We start from the raw sequence: 20,221 nt of genomic DNA on the forward strand, positions 1-20,221 counted from the left end.
GGAGGTACGACATGAAACGGTGTTACGGAAAAGGGACAATCTCAGTTTTTCTCAGTCTCGTAAGCGTCCTGTTTTTGTCCCTTCTCTGTACTGCCGAGGAATCGGCAAGGATGGAAGGGTGCAGGGCAAAGGCGGCGGCAGCGCTGGATATGGGAATGTTTTCAGTGATGGGCGAATTTGAGCGCGAATTACTGGAGCGCTATGATGTATTTTTTCTGGACGGCGCCGCCGGAAGCGGTTCCTTTAACCAGGATCAGCTCAATCAGGCACTGCAGGAATATATGACATACAATATATCCCCGAATAAAGGTCTTCTCCTCAGCCGGTTTGATATTTTTAGTCAGAATATGACTAAATCAGTTATCACGGGAACAGTGCGTGCAACCGACGAAAAAGGAGCTGCCTTTTATCAACAGGCTGTCGGCTTTATGCGCGAAAATCTCGGAACAGAGTTTATCAGTATCTGGCTGGAAAGAATGAAAGACGGACAACAGCTTGAAAATGCGGAGGAAATTTACAAGAGCAGAGACGAAAGCATTTCCGAGAGCCTGAAGCAGATGGAGGAAGCTCAGAAACAGCTTGAAGCACAGACGGTAGTACAGGAGGGTGAAACGCAGCCGGAAACCGAAACACTTCCGACCATCCCGGAGTCGCAAAACCCGCTGAATATTATCCGAAAGTTAAAAAAAGAGGGGATCCTTGGGCTGGTGTTAAAGGATAAAAGCATAGTCTCGCAAAAGACGCTCTCCTCCTCCGTTCCCTCTAAAAGGACGAACCAGAAAGGAAATCTTCCGGTCGATAAAAAATACAGCGGTCTTACCGCCGACCTGTTGTTCCAGCAGTACCTGTTCGAGCGCTTCGGCCTGTTTACTGACAGGGAAAAAGAGGGCGTGCTGGATTATGAGCTGGAATATATCCTGTGCGGGAAAAACAGTGATGAGAAAAATTTAAAAACTGTCGTCACACGTCTGCTTCTTTTGCGGGAAGGCGCCAATTTTCTCTTTCTGTCCAATGATGCCGCCAGTATGGAAGCTGCCAATGCGTTTGCCGCACTTCTCGTCGGCGCTGTACCGATTCCCGGCATCGTCACTGTGACTGCCTATGCTCTTTTGCTGGCGTGGGCGTACGCAGAAAGTCTGTTGGATGTGCGTGAACTGCTTGCAGGCGGAAAAGTGCCGGTACTGAAATCTGCCGAAACCTGGCGGCTCTCGCTTACTTCTATTCCAAATCTTTTACAGATTCTGGAACAGACGGACGGTTCTTCGCAAAACGGGCTCAGCTACGCCGCCTATCTGCAGATTCTATTTACACTGGGCGGAACCGGCAAATATCCAATGCGTGCGTTGGATCTGATCGAGGGCTACATGCAGTCCCGCCCGGCGACTGCCGCCTTCCGCGCGGATCACGCCATCTGCAAGATACAGGCCGAGGCGGATTTTCATATACCGCCGTTGTTTCTGCGCGTGTCCAGTGCCTTTTTAAAAACCGGAACCGCCGAAACCGACTACCATATTTCGGGAAGCTTTGCATACTGACGTAACAGGGAGGTGTCTGAAAATGCTCTTTCCGCAAAGGATATTTTCTACCATAAAACAAATGCATAAAAACTACAGAAAGGATTTGGATTCTCTCCCGGCAGGAGCTTTTTTCGGATTATCCGAGTGCGAAAGGGCATTTTCCGACGCCTCCCGAGATTCCAAAAAAGCGCTTTCCGATGTATCCCGAAATTCCAAGGAGACGCTTTCCGGTGCATCCCGAAATTCCAAAAAGGCGCTCTCCGGTGCATCCCGAAATTCCAAAAAGGCGCTTTCCGGTGCATCCGCAAGCATGACTCTCGAAGCAGCCTGCGTACTTCCATGGTTTCTGTTCGCGTTGCTGGCTGTTATGCAGTTTTTCAAGATTATCATGGTTTCCAGCGCCGTTCTTGCCGGAATGCAGGATACCGCGAAGGATATGGCGGCTTACGCCTACATCCGTAAACTGGGTGTATCAGCAGGAGACGGCGTCGCCGCCGACCTTCTGACCGGAGGATTATCTGCGGCTTATGCGAAAGGAAGCATCGAACGCAAAGCTTCTTTTTCTGAAAATGACGGTACGCTTCATTTCTGGAAATCTTCCTTTATGAAGAATGATATCATCGATATTGCCGTCACCTACAGCGCCAGAAATACTTACACACTGCTTCCTATTCCAACCGTCAAATCCGCTCTCCGCGCACGTGTACGGGCGTGGACCGGAAGGGATGGAAACGGAAGCTCCGGTTCTGACGGCGGCTCCGGGGAAGAAAACGAAGAGGAAACTGTCATCGTGACAGCAACCGGACATGTTTATCATAAAGATGAAAACTGCACGCATATCAGGCTTTCCATACACAGTGTGAGCAGGGATTCCGTGCGCAGTCTTCGGAACAAATCGGGTGCAAGGTATACCGCCTGCGAGCGCTGCCGCGGCGGCGGATCAAATGTATTTATCACGGACTACGGAACGCACTACCATTCCTCGCTTAGCTGCAGCGGTCTGAAGCGGACGCTGACACGCGTTCCCCTGTCAGAGCTGGAAGGATGGAGGGCATGTTCAAAATGCGGTGGATCTTAGAAATCATTTTGCTGATATACCTGGCGGCAGCCGCCGCCCGGGATATACGGAACAGGCGGGTCGCACTGCGCCCGGCGCTTACCATTGCCCTGCTCGGCGCAATGCTGCAGCTGGCGCCTGCGCTCTGCGCCGGGAGCCCCGATACAGGCTCTTTATACGGCATGTTCCCGACAAATACAGCGGGGAGGATATTCAGACTATTTCTATCCTGTCTCATCGGAACCCTGCCCGGCTTCTTTTTGCTGACCGTAGGCTGGTCTACCAGGCAGCAGGTCGGTTACGGAGACGGCATCGTTCTGCTTGTCATCGGAATCTATCTGGGATTTTCCGCCAGTCTGAGTATCCTTCTGACCGCTCTGCTGCTCATTGCTCCGGTTTCTCTGTTTTATATCGTGTGCAGAAAAGCCGGGCGCAAAAAGCAGCTGCCGTTTGTTCCTTTTTTGTTTGCCGGATATCTGCTTTGGCTCGCTGCGGAAATTTCCTAACGCTAATCTCTTTGGACAACAGCTTCTTGGCCGCGCATAGCCCGATATATGGACCGATATATGCAGCAGCATTTATACAATATGTACAGCATCATTTATTCCCGCGAGCATCGGGCCAGGCGGATGTGCGCGCACATCCATTTGGCGGTGCTGTGTGCCGATGGCACACATTTAGTACCGACCGAAGTGAAACGCAGACCTGCTGCGGGGTATTTGACTATAAAACAACGAAAAGAGGTCTTTTATGAAGATTTTAAAACATACTACGCTTTCCGGGAGCCATACTATTGAAGCTTCTCTTTTGATGGGCATCCTTCTTCCGCTTCTGGTTGGAATTATTTATATGGGATTTTTTCTGCATGACCGCAGCTTTCTGCAGTGCGCAGCACACGAAGCTGCCTCCTATGCCAGCCTGCACGCCGACGATAAAAATACAGATATTTCAGCAGCCGCTCAAAAGCTGATAACAGGCAGAACACTCGGTACGTCGGACATTTCCGCCGACGCTGCAGCAAGCACGCGCCAGATCCAGGTAACGTATAAAGGCACATTTTCTTTCCCAAGTCTTTCGGTTCCCTTCTTTGGCCAGTCCGCAGCGCCTGTCAGATCCGGCGTCACGCTGAATCTGGAACGTCCCTCCCGACGCATCCAGAAAATCCGCGGCGCTTCAAAGGTGATCAATGCTCTAAGGAGGAACAGAGAATGAACATTTCATACAAACGCGACATGTCGCATAATTATATGGTTCCGGATTTGACCGACGACATCCGTGAAGATGACTACCGCATTCATATGCTGATGGAAAATCACATCCGCGGTCTGCTGCCCTGCAGTCTGAAAAAAATTAACTGCCGCAGTCATTTTTTCTATGATATTACCTCACGTCAGTCTATGGAACATATTTATGACAGCCGCTTTCTGAATGCTGAGGACATCCGTACGATGCTGCGCGGTCTGCACCGCACCTTAAAAGAAGTAAAAAAATATCTTCTGGACGTCGACCGGATCGTGCTGCAGCCGGACATGATCTATATGGATATCGAATCAAGGGAGCCGTTTTTCTGCTACCTCCCAGGATATCAAAACGATCTGCTGCAGTCTTTCCGGGAGCTTACCGCTTATCTGCTGGAACATCTGGATCAGACAGACAATTCCGCCGTGCTGCTCGGATACGAAATCTACCGGAAAGCGCGCATTGAAAACTACAGCCTGGAACGACTGCTCCAGGAAGCAGGACGGCCGGAAGCCGACAACACCTTGCGTCAGGATTGCCGCTCAGACACCACGCCGCACAAACATAATGACAGCCCGCCTTACCAGGCCTCCGAATCCCGTGAATATGATGTTAATACACCTTACCGGGGCTCCGAATCCCGTGAACATGATGTCGATACTCCTTACCGGACTTCCAAAGCCCGTGAATATCATGTCGATACTTCTTACCGGACTTCCAAAGCCCGTGAATATCATGTTAATACGCCTTACCGGGTCTCCACCTCCTGCCCTTCCGCAACGGAGCACAGCGAAGCGTTCCCTGTATCCTCCTCTGACTCTCCCAAAAAGAAGCAGGCGGAAAAAAAGATCGCAGCGCCGAAAAAAGAAAAGTCCGAGAAAAGGGCTCCAGGGAAAACTCCATCTGCAAAAGGGAATACCTCTAACCGTATTTTCCTTGTTGTCTGCTTTATTTTCTCTATTTTTCTTGCATTGATTGCCATGTGGCTCTGGAAGCTGGACACTACTCAGATCGGCGGTATTATATTCCTGCTGATCGGGCTTTTGGCTTATGGTCTTTCACTGGAAAGCAAAAAGAAAAAGAGAGAAGAAAAGCATGCGGATACCGCACTCGCAGATGCAATGAAAGATTTCCAGGAGGAACCTTACCATGAGGAAGTCCTTCCCTCCAGAGAAAGCAAGCCCGCACGGGGAAGCTCCCGGAAGAAAAGTTCTGCCCGTACACATGACGAACCTCTGGCATATTATGAAGCCTCCCATGTATCCGAACCCACGGCATACTATGGAGCCTCCCATGTATCCGAACCTACGGCATACTATGAAGCCTCCCATGTATCCGAACCCACGGCATACTATGGAGCCTCCCACGTATCCGAACCTACGGCATACTATGAAGCCTCCCATGTATCTGAACCTACGGCATACCGATATCATACAGATAGTACGCAAATGGACAACGAGAAAAAACATCGGCTTGGCGACACCGGTGTGCTTTACGAGGAAAACGGCGATTACGACCCTCACCTTGTTCTTATCAGCATGGATCCCCGCCGCAGGGAAAGCATTGTCCTGGAGGATAACTGTTATATTATCGGAAAGCTTTCTTCCGAATCTGATATTGTGCTGGAGCATTCTTCTGTGAGCCGCATTCATGCAAAAATCGAGCGCTATGCAAACGACTACTACCTCTGCGATATGAATTCTACAAACGGCACTTTTTTAAATGGACAGCGGCTTGCCATTAAAGATCCTGTTAAAATCCAGCCCAACGACGAAATAGTGTTTGCACGGGTGCGCTTCCGCGTGGGGATATGTTAGAAAAACGCTTTTGACTGTTTCCGAAAAACTTTTTTGTTTCATCGGACATCCGTAAATTTCTTCCGTGGGGCAAAAATTTGAGGATGCTCTTCCTGCATTGATACAAAAGAGCATCCTCGTTCATATTCTTACAGACGGATTTATCACGCATCCCGCTTCTGGTTATACAGGAACATAAAGAAGGACGCCGCAATAATCAGTCCATATCCGACAAAACTATACACATCCGGAACTTCCCCAAATATCAGGAAGCCCAGAATCGTCGAAAAAATAATCTGCGAATAATCGTAAATTGAAATTTTCCTCGCCGGCGCATAGGTATATGCGGCTGTAATCGAAAACTGACCGCCAGCGGCAAATAATCCGGCAAGCAGAAGCGTTCCAATCTGCCCTGCACTCATAGGCACAAAGTTTAATGCCATCCATGGAATAACACACAGGCAGGAAAACAGGGAAAAATAAAACACAATAACCGGCCCCTTTAAGCCCTGGGTACCCAGCTTTCGCACCATGGTATATGCAATTCCGGCCCCGAGACCGCCGCACACCCCGACCATTGCAGGAATGAACGCCGCATTCTGGAATCCCGGTTTTACAATAAACAAACAGCCCGCAAACGCAAGCGCCACACAGGCAGTCTGAATATGCGTTATTTTTTCTTTCAGCAGAAGAAACGAAAACATAATTGCAAAAAACGGAGACAGCTTATTTAAAATAGAAGCATCCGCCACCATCAAGTGATCCACGGCATAAAAGTTGCAGAGGATCCCTGCCGTACCAAACACGCACCGCATTGCCAGCGGAATACGGCACTCCCTGTCAATCTTCAGCGAAGTATGGTTTTTTGCGATCACGATCCCCGCAAATACTGCCGCCACAAAATTGCGGAAAAAGCTCTTCTGCACAAACGGCAGATCCCCGGATAACCGTACACATACATTCATACACGCAAAACAAAACGCCGACAAAATAATCATCAGCATTCCGCGCACATAATTTTCTTTATTCACAGCTCATTCCTCCCGTTGTCCTGTCATATCTGCATCCGCTTTCGCCGGCTCTTTTATTCCCGTAAGGGTCAAGTCCTCCTCCCATTGGCTTATCCTGCCTGGCAATATTGCCGCATTCATTGAAGCGTGCAAAGCGCCTCATACATTTGTCAATTGCAGCCGCCAATGTTTTATTCTGCTTTACGCCCTCCTCATACCAGATATTTTTCACGATCAGCGTATCCGTCTTTTTATCTGCTGCTATCTCCGCCCTTCCCGCAAATTTATCTCCATAGATCACAGGCAGCACATAAAAACCATATTTCCGCTTTTCGGCAGGCGTATAGATTTCCCAGGTATAATCAAAGCCAAACAATGCCTTTATCAGCTTCCGGTCCCACATCATACAGTCCAGCGGGGCGAGAAGCTCACAGCGCGGAGCGTATGACACCTTCTGCCGCACAGTATCCAGCAGCGGCAGGTCCTCGCTTCTGCAATATAAAATATTTTTGATCCCCTCCACCTTTACCTCTGCAATTTTCTCTTCCTCCAATAACTGCCGAAATATTTCATCGCGCTGTGGGGCTTTCAGATTCCAGATATTCAGCCAGGCATCCGACGGACGGTTCCACAAAAGCCCAACCGCTCCAATACGGCGCAGCACACGCCATTTCTGATGTGCAAATTCCTCCGGCAGCGGATCATCCGCATTCAGAATATCGGGTGAAATATGTTTTTCCGCAAGGTCGTAGATTTTCCGCGAACCGTTTTTACTGTAGATAACCAATTCTCCGGTGGAGTATAACTGCTCCAGAACCGCCCGCGCGGCGTTCGTCTGCCCACCCCAGTTCCCGCTCCAGTGGATATGAGAATGCCAGAACATAGTACCGGAAACCGGCAGTGTATCGGAGCTGACCGGTCCGTTGTGCGCTATATAGTCCAGTGTCTTTCGTTCCAGCTCCGCCAGACCTTCAAAGCTGCGTCCGCCCTCTCTTGCTGCCTGCCGGTATCTCAAAAAATATGGAAAATCCTCCGTCAGAATAATCGACAAATTTTTATCGGGATAGTCCAGCAGCGCCCGATCCTTATATAAAAGCTCATAAAGCGTCTGCTTGCGAAATCCCTTCACTCTGGACTGCAGCGTAAGCTCCGCGTTTTTACCGCAGACATCCACCGGATCAAACTGGATGCAGCCCGCCTGTCTGACAAAATCCAGCGCGCCCTCTTTCCCGGAAAATTTATAGCTGCCGAGCAGTCCGTGCTTTAATAACAAAAACTGCCGTGCCTGCAAATTCGATAATGTTACCATCGCTCATCCTCGCCTAATATACCGTTTTCTATTCGCACAGTCCTCAACCAGGTTCATTCGCTTCCTGTTTACACAGTCCCCTGATCAGGTTCTTTTGCTTCCTGTTACACAGTCCCCTCAACCAGATTCTTCCGCTTCCAGTTTCCTGTTCGGTACCAGAAATAGGAGATCAGAAAATTAACAAACCAGCCCAGCGGAACGGCATACCAGATAACCTCGATTCCAAAAACCGGAGAACCTAGCTGAGCAACCGTTACACGAATGCACAGATTAATCAGATTCGCAGCCATATATACCTTCACATCTCCGGAAGCGCGGAGAATACCGTCGGTAGTTGCCTTCATGCCAAGAAATGCGAAGAACCATCCGACGAAACGAAAATAAGCCGCTCCCGTAGAAAACGCAACCGGCGACACACTTTCTTTTACAAAGATTGAAACGATCGGACGGTAAAAAAGCTGTGAAATAATAATCAACACCGCCCCAAAACCAAGCACAATTTTTGTCGCCGCATGATAGCCTTCAACCACACGCTTATGCTGCTTTGCTCCCAGATTCTGCGCAGCAAAGGTAGACATTGCGTTTCCGGTGGCGATCATCGGCACAATGCACAGGGACTCCAGACGCATCCCGGCAGAATATCCAGCGAGCGCAGAAGAGCCAAACTGATTCACCGCCGACTGTGTGAGCAGCATTCCAATGCTGACGATCGACTGCTGTACGATAGAGGGTATCGCGATCTTCACACCGTTTGAAAACATTCCGGTATCAAATGCCGCCGGGCTGGTATCCGATTTGTAATTCTTTAGCAGACGCATCAGAATAACAAAGGAAATTACACAAGAAACGCCCTGCGCGATTACTGTGGCGATCGCCACTCCGGCAACTCCCAGCCGGAACCCATTCACCATCCAGAGATCCAGCGCGATATTCAAAAGCGATGAAAAAATCAGCAGCGCCAGCGGAATATTTGATCGCCCAAGCGCATTAAAATCGGCCGAAAGAACGTTGTACATAAACATAAACGGCAAGCCGATAAAATAAATCTGCAGGTACAGCACAGCGTCGTCGTATATATTTTCCGGCGTGCCAAGCACCCTGAGAATATGCGGATTGCAGAAAAATCCAAACACTGCCAGCAAAATACTGAACACAGCGAACGTAACCAGGAACGTATAAATTGCTGTTTTCATTTCCCGGTATTTTTCTGCTCCGAGATACTGGCTTGCCAGTACCGAGGCGCCGATCCCTCCGCCGATTGCTATCATAATAAAAACCGTCGTGAAGGAGTACGACGCTCCTACCGCCGCAAGCGCATCCTCACCAACATAATTACCCACGATTATGGAATCTGCCATGTTGTAAAACTGCTGGAACAGATTTCCGATAATCATGGGTAATGCAAATAAAAACAAGGACTTTCCCGGGTTCCCATGAATCAGATCCAGCTTCTTTCCCAAAAGCATTCCCTTCTTTCTGCAGTACAATCTGCATTTCATATTTTAGCAAAGAAGGAATCTGAATACAAGGGGAAACCCTTATTTAAAATTCTGCGGCTTCTCCATGCGCACGGAGCGCAACAGGATTATAATACTTCTTATAATCAGCAAACATCAGATATTCCGGTTCTTCATCTTCCGTCACATCCGGAATCCGCCTGCCGCTCGTGTAAAAACGGTTATCGATATTGTCATCGTTGGTGGCGGATACTTCAAACAAAATCACATCGCCGGTTCCCGGAACGCCCTGCCACTGATGGTACTGTCCGGGCTCGATAGCTATGGACTGTCCGGGCTTTAAGACGATTTTCCCGCCTGCCGGAACCGTCACCTTTTTTCCGTCTATAACAGTATGTACATCGGTATCCGCAAATTTCCCCGGTTTACCTGCTCTTCCGCCCTCCACGTCGGCAAAATCGTCTTCTGTACAATTATATACGGTAATCTCCAGATCCCCGCCTCCGCGGTTAATAATATCTTCCCGTTTATACCAGTGATAATGAAATGGCAGAATCTGACCGTCTCTCACAAAAAGTATTTTTTCCGCATAATTTTTGGGATATTTTTCCGGAAAATTATAATTTCCATTCCGAAACGTAAATACGGAAAGACCAATTTTCTCGAAATCTCCATAGCCAAAATCCGTAATGTCCCATCCGAGCATATTATCGGCAATTTCCACCTCGCTCTCATCTACAGTCCGCCAGTATTCCGGCGTATAATAAGCGAAGGGAGGCAGCGGGAATTTATTTTCCCGCAGTGCCTTCATCACATAAAGAATTGCTGCATTTATTTCTGAGCGTTTCATGTCATCCCTCTTCTTCTCAATTATTCCTGTTCCGCCGCGCCGCGGATACCTTTACATGCTCTGCCAGTTTACCGCAGAAACGGTAAGCGCGTTCTCTCCGGCGTCCTTCACGGTAAATGTCTTTTCCTCCCCCGGAAGCAAATCAAAATAATTATCGGAGCATTTCCAGTTTCCATCGACATGTACCGCGTGTGCAAAGGTATTGCAGGTAACTCTGATAATACGGTCATCGCCCTCCCGCCGGTCTTCCAGGCAGGTCACATCCGCCTCCGGAACAGCCAGCTTTCTCATATCATCCATGCGAAGCCATGCATTTGCAATTTCCGGCGAATCAACGTAAAGAACCATTGTTCCTTTTGTAAAGTCCTTCTGCGGCAGCTTTTCGCGCAGAAGATAAGTTCTCTCTCCTGCCTCCATACGGAACGAAACATCCCGCAGCTCCTGCTCTTTTCCGTCAAAGGAAATCCATCCAAACCGTCCGGTCACTTCCATTGTTTCCGGCAGGTCATTGATGCCCTGCAGAACCACATCCCCATCTACCACACGCATTGCAAACTTCCGGTGCGCCAGGCTTCTCTTTACCGCATAGAACGGAATTTTTCTTCTCAGATAGTAGTCAATAATCGTCCAGCCAACTTCACCCCATGCATCGTTATACATCCAGATGAGTCCGCCGTAGCAGTGCTCCTTAAATTTCATGGATTCCAGCGAATAGCCATACATAAGCCCATGAACCAGTCCGCCGTAAGTGATGTAATCATCCAGAGACAGTTCATCCGCGTGATCCACATAGTTTTTCTCGATCGCGGTATGCACAGTGCCTTTTTCAAAAACATTGCTGTGCCACCACCAGAGCTTACTGCTGCGGTCCAGAGGCTGTCCGTCCATATATTCTTCAATAGTTTCCCGGCAGCATGGTCCGACATAGCCGTATTCTGATACAAATTTCGCCCCGATTTTATCGTAATCCTTTGCCTCGATACGCTCTTCCATCTTGTGGCTCATAAAAGCACAATTCCAGTGATGGATATCACCCAGGGAATTGTCATTCGGACGTTCTCCGCCGTATGGAGAGCTGTTCCAGTAAGCAACCGACGGGCAGTTGGCATGGATAATTTCCTTTGCCAGTATATTCATGAGTGACATTCCGTAAGCATGCTCATAAGAAAACTCGATTCCCCACCTCGGATTATCCAGATGGTTAAACAGCCAATGAACCTCATTGGACCCGCAGAAAACTGCAAGGCTGCAGTGGTTTCTCAGACGTTTGGTCTGATAATCAAATTCTCTGCGTATTTCCTCACGGAACTGCTGCCGGTGGTCCGGAAGCGTTGCGCACGCAAACATGAAATCATGCCACAGCATAATACCCTTTTCATCGCAGAGCTCGTAGAATAAATCCCTCTCATACAGGCCGCCGCCCCAGATGCGCAGCATATTGAAGTTCGCTTCAATAGCCTCGTCAATCAGTACGCGGTATTTTTCATCTGTCACACGCGCGTAAATAAAATCATTCGGTATCCAGTTTCCGCCCTTGCAGAATACCTTTTTCCCATTTACAAGAAATTCAAACTTTCGGTCTTCTCCACTGATGACGGACGTATCTATGCTGATTGTGCGGATACCATAACGCATTTTATGCCAGTGCTCTGTCGCACCATTGCAGGAAGCTTCCACTTCCACATCGTACAGCGGCTGGCTGCCATATCCGTTCGGCCACCAGAGCTGCGCATTTTCAATCACAGCTTCTTCCTCTATGTAATTATAGCCGGAGGTCAGAAGTACATCGCTGCAGCTTCTTTCGTAAACCGTTTTACCATCATAGGAAATCCGGATTTTATAGGCGCCGGTTCTTGAGCTGATAAAGCCAAGATTTTCGATGTTAAGCATTATTTTCAGCTTTGCTGTCTCTGCCGCCTCCACGGTCTGCACATACACCTCTCTGAGTGCGATCTGCCGGTGTCCTTCCAGTCTGGCGCCTCCGGTAATCCCGCAGCTCACAACCTTTGGGCCCCAGTCCCAGCCTACCGTATATTGCGGTCTTCTGACAAATGCACGTCTCTTATCGCTGCGGTATTTGCCTCCGTTGTCATATTCTGTGCACACAGCATAATTCAGCTCCGCAAGGTCTTTATCCGTCACTTCTTCCAGCCCGGTCGTCACACGGACAAGAATGGTATTGGTTCCTTCCACCAGCAGACCTTTGATGTCATACACAAACGGATAATGTACGCTGACATGTGTCCCAATATAATTTCCGTTTACAAAAATATCCGCTCTGGAATCCAGTCCTTCCAGGATAAGCTGGATAATGTCATCATCAAAGTCCACCTCTGCGCTGTCAAATTCTTTTTTAAACCACCACGCTCTTTTTTCAATCCATTCGGATTCAAAGCAGTAATCGGCTTTCAGCGGTTCCTTGATTACCCCGTTCTCCAGCAGCGGCATTCTGACATCCGCCGGAAGGCTGCAGTCATACCAGCCCTCTTTCTGTGCAAGCACCGAAGCCCACTGATTTTTGTCAACATCCAGGCGGCTTTCATGAAGCTGCCATCCACTATTTAAGTTTACCATCGTTTCCTCCATTCTCCGGCACCGCACAACGCCGGCAGATAATTATGTCCCAAATCTTTGTGCAACGCCGGCAGTCATTTTCTTCTTTAGCCCTTTACCGCACCGGCTACCATACCTTCAATAATACGTTTGCTGAAGATAAAGTACAAAATCATAACCGGAAGCATCGTCACCATAATTCCCGCCATCATTCTCGGATAATCGACGGTGTAGGCTCCCTTAAACATTGTCAGACCTACCGGCACCGTGCGGAGGCTGTCGTCATTTACAAGTATCAGTGCAAAAGTAAACTCATTCCACACCGCGAAAAACTGGATGATTGCAACCGTTGCCAGTATCGGGGAGGCAAGCGGAAATACAATCTGGAACAGCGTTCTGGTAAAGCTGCATCCGTCAATGGCTGCCGCCTCCTCCAGCTCACCCGGAATAGAGGAAATATAGCTTTCAATCAGCATAATCGAAATCGGCAGTCCAAATCCGATATACGGAATCAGCAGAGTATACCAGTGGTTGGTCAGTCCCACTCCGTTTAACTGGATATACATCGGCACCAGCAGCGCGTGTATGGGAATCAGCATACCCATGATAAAATAGTTATAAATCGCTCCTCTGCCGCGGAACTTGTACCGTGACAGCACATAGCCTGCAAGAAATGCAATAATAATGATAACAGCCACTGCCAGCAGGGTATTTCTTGCACTGTTCAGCATATACTTCAGCATGGATGTGGAAGTAAATACACTGATATAGTTTGTAAGATCGAGCGCTTCCGGCAGTGCAACAGAGCTCTGCATAAACTCCGCCTGGGTTTTAAAAGAGGAATAGAAAATCCAGACAATCGGAAACACACAGGTAAACGAAAAAATAATAAAAATCAGATTGCAGAGCACTCTCCCTATTTTTTTCCCTATCATCAGAAATCCTTCTCCTTTCTCCACGGACGGTTAATCAGAAGGCGGCTGCCGCCTGTAATCGCAAGGCTCAGAATCAGAATAGCGATTGACATTGCGCTGGCATAACCAAACTGATTCTTCACAAAGGTGGTCTTATACACCTGCAGTGCCATTACCATAGAGCTTGTTCCCGGTCCGCCGTTTGTCATTACATAAATATGGTCGAAAATCTTCATGTTTCCGGCAATACACAGCATGACCGCCACGCCAATGGAATTTTTGATAATCGGCAGCGTAATTTTCAGCGCCCTCTGCACGCCGCCCGCGCCGTCAAGCTCCGCCATTTCATAGATGGATGGGTCAATCGAGCTCATTGCCGCCATGATGATAACCATGTAGTATCCGATATACTGCCAGATCAGCGGAATACATACTACACCGATGATGGTGTCCGGATTGTTAAGCCACGCCTGCGCCCAGTTATCCATTCCCAAAGCGCGAAGTATGACATTGATAAGACCGTAATCATAGTTAAAAATAAAGGACCATGTAAAGCCTACCACTACCGCGGATAACGTCGACGGGAAATAGGCTACTACCCTGTGCAGCTTTTTCAGCTTAATAAAACGGGAGGAGAGCATCGCGGAGAAAATAAAGGCGATGCCAATCTGCCCGATTACACAGATTACCGTAATCTTTATGTTGTTCAGAAATGCCGCCCAGAAGTTTTTGTCCTTCAGGAGCATCTGATAATTTTTCAGCCCGATATATTTCATATTCGGTCCGCCGGACCAGTTAAAAAAGCTGTAGCGGACTGCGTCAATAATCGGAACAACCACCACATAGGTATATATGGCGAGTGCCGGAAGCAGACACAAAAAGATTGCCAGTCTGGTTCCGCGTTTATCTGCGATTTTTTTCACATCTACACCTCCATACAGGGAATGGCAGGCTGCCTGCCATTCCTTCTGTTCATTCCGTCCCCGATATGGCGGATTGCTCCGGATATCTGAAACTGTCAAAGCACTGTTTTTATCCCTTACTGCGCCATTTCGTACTCAAACTGAATGTTCTCCGCAAGCTCCTCCGGTGTCATTTCTCCAATCAGGAGAGACTGCAGACCGGTATTCATTGTTTCAATCAATGCCGCATCCATCATCGCATCATAAATCGGAACAACAGTCGTTGTTTTCATCAGCTCGTTGTAGTCGTTAAAGAGCGCCGGTACACCGGAAGCATCATAGGTCGGATTCGCCCATGCGGTAATAATACCTGCTGAAGCGGAAACATCTGCCTGATGCTCGTCACTGACATATTTTAAGAGGTCCATAATAAGCTCTGTCTTTGTTTCATCCATTTCGTTGCTGCTCACAGAGAAGAACCATGCCGGTCCGCCGGATACCGTGTTAGCGTCTCCCTTGCCGCCTTCTACAGAAGGAAGAAGCGCAAGCTTTGTCGCTGCCTTTACATCGTCCGGAGCCGAAGAGTCCACCGTTGCAAAGAACCAGGTGCCTGTAACAATCGTTGCCGCTTTCTTATTAAAGTACACGGTATCTTCCTCTACATCATCCAGAGAATTGATATCTTCATTAAATGCCCCCGCCTGCGCCAGTTCCTGGAAACAGGTAAGCGCAGCTACAAACTCTTCATCCGTGAAAGCGGCGCCCTCTCCGTTTATAATTGAATTCGTCCATTCCGTTCCGGTAAAACGGTCGCCCAGCGTGCTCAGCCAGTTAGACTCTGCCGGCCAGTTTGCCTTATTTCCCATTACAAACGGGGTAATACCGGCTTCCTTAAACTTCTCTACCGCGTCCAGAAGCTCTGTCCAGGTAGACGGGAATTCTTCATAACCAATCTCTGCCCATAAATCGGAATTGTAGAAAACGAGTCCGGTTGCAAGGCTTTCACGCGGTACGCCGTAAATCCTTCCATCATAAGTTGCCGCATCAAATCCACCTTCGATGTATCCGTCCTTCCACTCCGGGTCTGCATCCAGAACATCTGTAATGTCTTTTACCCAGCCATTCTCTGCAAAATTTTTTGTCCAGGAACCCTTCAGCATAAACATATCCGGCATATCTCCTGCCGCGCCGAGAGACGTAATCTTTGTCTGATAATCCGTCTGGTTCATACTCTCCAGACTGATCTCCACCTCCGGATGTGCCTCCGCCCACTCATCAAGCGCTGCATAAAAGCCTGTATCAAGACCTCCGATGCCAACATTTGCTCTTTCCAGATCGCACAGGATGGAAATCGTTACCTTTCCGGAATCCTCCGCCTGCACTGCTGCCGGGAATATGGATACACCTGTCAGCGTTGCCGCCAGTACCATTGAAACCATTTTCTTTTTCATCTTTCGTCCTCCTTTTTTTGATAAAACGTTTTATCATGTTTGATACCTAGATTATATTCCCGTCATTGTTTATTGTCAACAACATTTTTTGATATTTTTGCCGTTTTATAAGCTTTTTGTTAATACTTCACAAAATCCGGCGTCCATTTTTGTGTCATATTACCCATTATTGGATTTAACGTTTTATCTTGAAATTTTATTGCACGGATGATAAAATATCTTATAGGATGGGATATTTTACTTTCCGGCATCCTATAAAAACTTATCCGTGGGAGGTTTTCGCCATGTCCGCAACCTTAAAAGATATTGCCAGAGAGACGAATCTCTCTGTCACCACAGTTTCGCTTGTACTAAATAAAAAGCCTTGCCGCGTATCCGGCGCCACCCGTGAGCTGATTCTGAAAACGGCTGAGAAAATGAATTACTACCCAAATCAGCTTGCTGTCGGGCTGGTAAAACAGCAGAGCAACACCATCGGGCTTATCATCCCGGATATCAGCAACCATTTTTATTCCAATCTGGCGCTCGGTATGGACGCCGAAATGAACAACCATAATAAGAATATTATTCTTCTGAACACCGACTTTGACGCAGAGAAGCTGGTGCGCGGCATCAATGTTTTAAAATCCAGAGGTGTCGACGCCATTATTCTTACCGCCGCCTCTCTGAGTCCGAAAAATCTGTCCCTTTACTCTGATTTGCTCAGCAATGTCAGGGTACCTGTTGTGACCGTTGACCATTATTATCCGGAGCTGCACTGCAGCGCCGTACAGCTCAACAACCGGAAGGGAGCTTATATCGCCGTAAAACATCTGATTGATTACGGACATACCGACATCGCCTGCATCACGGGACCAAAGCACTCTACGGTAACGCTGGAACGTCTGGAAGGCTACCGGCTTGCCATGAAAGAAGCCGGACTCTCTCTTCCTGAAAAATATATGTTCTGCGGCGATTACCGTCAGGAGGGCGGCGCCAGAGCCGCGGAAGAAATCCTCCATTCTACAAAAGCAACCGCCATTTTTGCATTTAACGACGTCATGGCTCTGGGTACCTGCCAGACATTAAAGGAGCATGCCGTCTCCATCCCCGATGATATGTCCATCGTCGGCTTCGATAATATCGACTTTTCCGGTATGCTTGCGGTGCCCCTGACTACGGTAAACCAGCCCGCTTACGAAATCGGGCAGGAGGCTGCCCGGCAGGCGCTTCTGGAAATTGAGCATCCGGATATTGAAAAGCGCACCATTACCTTTGAGCCGCATCTGATTGTCCGCAGCAGTACAAAGCCGAGGGCTTCCAAAAACTGACACGCGCCATAATTTTCTCCGAGAAATCCAGCCAGGGCGCGACAGATTTAAAGTAACCGTCCAGACAGGTTTTGTGCCTGCTGCAAAAGCCGCAAGAAAACAATGTAACGGTTAAAATGCCATCACCGCCGGCGCCATCAATATCACCAGTACCACAAGAAGCATCAGTATCATCGGCAGGACAAGCTTTGTGCCGGCTTCCTCGCCAAACTTGCGCGCCATCTGACTGCGTTCTTCCATAGAAAACGCCGCTTCCTCCTGCAGAAGCTTTGCAAGTCCCTGTGAACCCTTCTGCAGATTTGCGGAAAGCATAGTTCCGAGTTTATTGTAGCTGCCTACGCCGCAGCGTCTGCCGAAATTTTCGTAGGAACGCGCCTCTGGCACGCCGCTCTGCATCTCATAGTAGGATGTAAGCATTTCTTCATAGGCATAATGGACATCCTTTGTTTCACGATTCCGATATTCGAGCGCGATTTTAAAAAAGGCGTTCTGCATGGTAAGCCCGGCGTTCAGCAGCATACTTAATTTAAAAAGCAGGTCCGGGTAATCCATCAGCATCTGTCGCCGTCGCTGCTCCTGCGCCTTCTGACGTTCCTGATTTTGGGCGATCCAGGCGCAGACCGCCGCCAGAAGGGTAAGCCCCAGACAAATCGCCGCAGTATCCGTCTCCTTTGCCTCCCAGATGATCTTTTGTCCATCCAGCTCCTCCGGCAGGTGCAGAGTCGCTTCCTCTGCGCTCTTCTCATCCGCCTTTTCTACTTCACTCTGCAGAGCACGCCGCAATTTTTCCTCGTCACTGTACAAAGGCGGATAAAGCTGCAACGCACATTCATAAATAGCTGCCCGCCCGTCGCAGTCCAGAAGCGCTTTTAGCTGCAGAAGCGTTCCCTCCTCCGGCAGGTCTTCCGTCACATTTCCATCCGCATCCAGCAAATCCATCGGGTCCTGTATCCACTGGATACTGACAACGCCATCAAAAACTTCGGAAGGCAGAACGACGCGCCCTCGCACCTCATCGACGGAAGCATTGTCTCCCAGAATGATCCGATCAATTTCTCCGATTGCCTGTTCCAGCAATTCCTGTTTTTCTTTTTCCGTATAGCGGCGCTTACTCACTGTAACCTCCAGTTGCTCCGTCTGTGCGGTCTCCCCGATCTGCGCCTGCAGCTCCCACGACCAGGCATCCTGTCCGTCCGTCGGTCTTGGCAGCTCATAACCGCTCTCCAAAACAGACTGTCCTGCCAGCGCTGCCTGCAGCAGAAGGCTCAGCCCGCTTCCAAGAAATAACACCAGAAGCACGCGGGCAAGGCGGGCGGTCTCAAACACGATCCGGGCAGATGTCTGAACCGTCCCTTTTTCCCCGACTGGCATCCATGCTTTATCACAGCCCGCACGCTCGCCGGATACTCTCTTTTCAGATACTCCCTTGCCTGATGTTCTCTTCCCGGCATGTCTGCGCTTCCCCTGTTCCAGCATCAGTAAATAATATGCCGCCTTATAAAAGGCAGCCTGTCCCTTCGGCGGAGAAATTTCCTCCGGCAGACTGACCGCTGCCGAAAGACACAGCAGCGCTGCCATTCCAATTAAAATTATGAAGCATACCACCATACTGCTATTCTCCTATATGATTCTTCTATACTCTGCTTCCTACACTTCGATGCTCACAATCTTTCTGCCCCATAGCCACGCCAGAAAGTAGACCAGCAGGCACACACTCATGATCACGATTCCTGCCGGATTGTGATACATGACATCCAGAAATCCCGGAGAAACCATCTGCACATAGATGAGGATCATACACGGAACAACGCTCATGATGTTCTGCTCCAGCCGTTTTGCTGAAAGGCAGGTGTTAATCTCCCGGCGCGTCTCCTCCTTCTGTGAGATGCACTGGACGGTATTTCGTATAATAGCGATCAGATTTCCGCCCGTCCTTTTCGCCGCAGAAAAGATATCGGCAAAATTCCGGATATCTTCGATGCCGCTGCGCACTGCCAGCGCACCAAGCAGCTGTTCCAGGCTGCGGTTCATGCCAAGCTGGACGACAATATAGTGAAATTCCCGGATGATCATGGCATCCTCGTCATATAGCTGCCGCAGTTCCCGCAATGCTTCCATGAAGGCATTCTCCACCGAACAGCCCGCCGAGAGTGCAACCGAAACTGACTGCATTCCTGCCAGAAACTGCGCGGACAGCTCCTGCTGCCGCTTTTTAATGCAGCTTTCCCGGCGGATTTTCAGAAAAACTTTAAATAACGGAAGGCAGAGTGCAAATGCGATCAGCGAACGGTAAAACAGATAACTGATGATTGCCGCCAGCAGCAGAAATATCCCCAGATTCTCCGCCATTTCTTTTGTGGAAAATTTGTATTCCCGATAATCCATCTAACAAAATCCCGCCCTTTCCAGTTTTTTTCTCTGCCGAAGCTCACCCTTTTTCACAAGGCTCCCTTCCAGCTTGTCGCTCTGTCTCCTTCCCTCCTCAAATTCAAACAGCGTGTGCGTCAGTATTTCCTCCGTCTCATAGCGGTAGCCGATGATCTCGACAATCTCCAGTACCTTCCTGCTCTTATCGCGCATCCTTCCGAGATGCACCATGATATCAAGCCCGGATGCAATCTGCCGCCGGACGGCGGAGACCGGCAGCTCAATGCCCATCAGCACCATCGTCTCCAGGCGCGCAAGCATATCGCGCGGACTGTTCCCGTGTCCGGTGGAAAGGCTTCCGTCGTGACCGTTGTTCATACTCTTTATATGGACTCCCTATGTTCCCATCATGCAGAAATACAATATCTGTACTTAATATACACTGTATATAACGTTATTATCTTGCCATTCCACAGTTGCAAAAAGAAA

The 20,221-nt window shown here is 48.9% G+C and carries 17 protein-coding genes; 6 read left to right on the top strand and 11 right to left on the bottom strand.

Annotated elements, in window-relative coordinates:
* Positions 1 to 11: 11 nt before the first annotated feature.
* The 5 genes from ACLU9Q_RS18910 (at position 12) to ACLU9Q_RS18930 (ending at position 5,630) form a co-directional block, all read left to right on the top strand.
* Positions 12 to 1,535, top strand: coding sequence for a DUF5702 domain-containing protein (locus tag ACLU9Q_RS18910; protein WP_412625838.1), 1,524 nt, complete (start codon positions 12 to 14; stop codon positions 1,533 to 1,535).
* A gap of 22 nt (positions 1,536 to 1,557) precedes the next feature.
* Positions 1,558 to 2,595 carry a hypothetical protein gene (locus tag ACLU9Q_RS18915; RefSeq protein WP_298514176.1) on the top strand — a complete coding sequence of 346 codons (1,038 nt, stop codon included), beginning with the start codon at positions 1,558 to 1,560 and terminating at the stop codon, positions 2,593 to 2,595.
* On the top strand, positions 2,580 to 3,080 hold the full coding sequence (locus ACLU9Q_RS18920) for a prepilin peptidase (RefSeq protein WP_296906188.1): 501 nt from the start codon (positions 2,580 to 2,582) through the stop codon (positions 3,078 to 3,080). Before ACLU9Q_RS18915 ends, ACLU9Q_RS18920 begins: the two co-directional genes overlap by 16 nt.
* A gap of 244 nt (positions 3,081 to 3,324) precedes the next feature.
* Positions 3,325 to 3,786, top strand: a complete 462-nt coding sequence (locus ACLU9Q_RS18925; RefSeq protein ID WP_296831233.1) for a TadE/TadG family type IV pilus assembly protein — start codon at positions 3,325 to 3,327, stop codon at positions 3,784 to 3,786.
* Complete coding sequence (locus tag ACLU9Q_RS18930; protein ID WP_412625839.1) at positions 3,783 to 5,630, top strand: DUF6382 domain-containing protein; 1,848 nt, start codon at positions 3,783 to 3,785, stop codon at positions 5,628 to 5,630. The genes ACLU9Q_RS18925 and ACLU9Q_RS18930 overlap by 4 nt, the downstream gene beginning before the upstream one ends.
* 143 nt (positions 5,631 to 5,773) lie before the next feature.
* On the opposite strand, the gene ACLU9Q_RS18935 is transcribed toward ACLU9Q_RS18930, so the two are convergent.
* The 8 genes from ACLU9Q_RS18935 to ACLU9Q_RS18970 form a co-directional block, all read right to left on the bottom strand.
* A complete protein-coding gene (locus tag ACLU9Q_RS18935; RefSeq protein WP_296831236.1) occupies positions 5,774 to 6,640 on the bottom strand; it encodes a DMT family transporter in 867 nt (288 codons plus the stop codon).
* Positions 6,633 to 7,928, bottom strand: coding sequence for a winged helix-turn-helix domain-containing protein (locus ACLU9Q_RS18940; RefSeq protein WP_296831238.1), 1,296 nt, complete (start codon positions 7,926 to 7,928; stop codon positions 6,633 to 6,635). The genes ACLU9Q_RS18935 and ACLU9Q_RS18940 overlap by 8 nt, the downstream gene beginning before the upstream one ends.
* A gap of 104 nt (positions 7,929 to 8,032) precedes the next feature.
* On the bottom strand, positions 8,033 to 9,394 hold the full coding sequence (locus ACLU9Q_RS18945; RefSeq protein WP_296831240.1) for an MATE family efflux transporter: 1,362 nt from the start codon (positions 9,392 to 9,394) through the stop codon (positions 8,033 to 8,035).
* A 76-nt stretch (positions 9,395 to 9,470) separates the two neighbouring features.
* The gene (locus tag ACLU9Q_RS18950) at positions 9,471 to 10,235 is read right to left on the bottom strand and encodes a D-lyxose/D-mannose family sugar isomerase (protein ID WP_296831242.1); all 765 of its coding nucleotides are present in this window, start codon (positions 10,233 to 10,235) and stop codon (positions 9,471 to 9,473) included.
* A 51-nt stretch (positions 10,236 to 10,286) separates the two neighbouring features.
* Positions 10,287 to 12,809, bottom strand: a complete 2,523-nt coding sequence (locus ACLU9Q_RS18955) for a beta-mannosidase (RefSeq protein ID WP_296906185.1) — start codon at positions 12,807 to 12,809, stop codon at positions 10,287 to 10,289.
* Positions 12,810 to 12,895: 86 nt separating this feature from the next.
* On the bottom strand, positions 12,896 to 13,723 hold the full coding sequence (locus ACLU9Q_RS18960; protein WP_296831246.1) for a carbohydrate ABC transporter permease: 828 nt from the start codon (positions 13,721 to 13,723) through the stop codon (positions 12,896 to 12,898).
* Positions 13,723 to 14,625 (bottom strand): carbohydrate ABC transporter permease, encoded by a 903-nt coding sequence (locus ACLU9Q_RS18965; RefSeq protein WP_006861941.1) that lies wholly within the window; start codon positions 14,623 to 14,625, stop codon positions 13,723 to 13,725. The genes ACLU9Q_RS18960 and ACLU9Q_RS18965 overlap by 1 nt, the downstream gene beginning before the upstream one ends.
* Before the next feature lie 116 nt (positions 14,626 to 14,741).
* Positions 14,742 to 16,055 (bottom strand): ABC transporter substrate-binding protein, encoded by a 1,314-nt coding sequence (locus tag ACLU9Q_RS18970; protein ID WP_296831250.1) that lies wholly within the window; start codon positions 16,053 to 16,055, stop codon positions 14,742 to 14,744.
* 284 nt (positions 16,056 to 16,339) lie between these two features.
* On the opposite strand from ACLU9Q_RS18970, the gene ACLU9Q_RS18975 reads away from it, so the two are divergent.
* A complete protein-coding gene (locus ACLU9Q_RS18975; RefSeq protein WP_412625840.1) occupies positions 16,340 to 17,365 on the top strand; it encodes a LacI family DNA-binding transcriptional regulator in 1,026 nt (341 codons plus the stop codon).
* Positions 17,366 to 17,476: 111 nt separating this feature from the next.
* Here the strand turns inward: ACLU9Q_RS18975 and ACLU9Q_RS18980 are convergent, their stop codons facing one another.
* The 3 genes from ACLU9Q_RS18980 to ACLU9Q_RS18990 are packed head-to-tail and all read right to left on the bottom strand — an operon-like array spanning position 17,477 to position 20,110.
* Entirely contained in the window at positions 17,477 to 18,973 is a 1,497-nt protein-coding gene (locus ACLU9Q_RS18980; RefSeq protein ID WP_296831255.1) for a hypothetical protein, read from the bottom strand.
* Between the two features lie 39 nt (positions 18,974 to 19,012).
* Positions 19,013 to 19,750 (bottom strand): type II secretion system F family protein, encoded by a 738-nt coding sequence (locus ACLU9Q_RS18985; protein WP_296831257.1) that lies wholly within the window; start codon positions 19,748 to 19,750, stop codon positions 19,013 to 19,015.
* A complete protein-coding gene (locus ACLU9Q_RS18990; RefSeq protein ID WP_412625841.1) occupies positions 19,751 to 20,110 on the bottom strand; it encodes a hypothetical protein in 360 nt (119 codons plus the stop codon).
* Positions 20,111 to 20,221 lie beyond the last annotated feature (111 nt).

Origin of the sequence: Marvinbryantia sp., assembly GCF_047017445.1 — a bacterium.
Classification (GTDB): domain Bacteria; phylum Bacillota; class Clostridia; order Lachnospirales; family Lachnospiraceae; genus Marvinbryantia.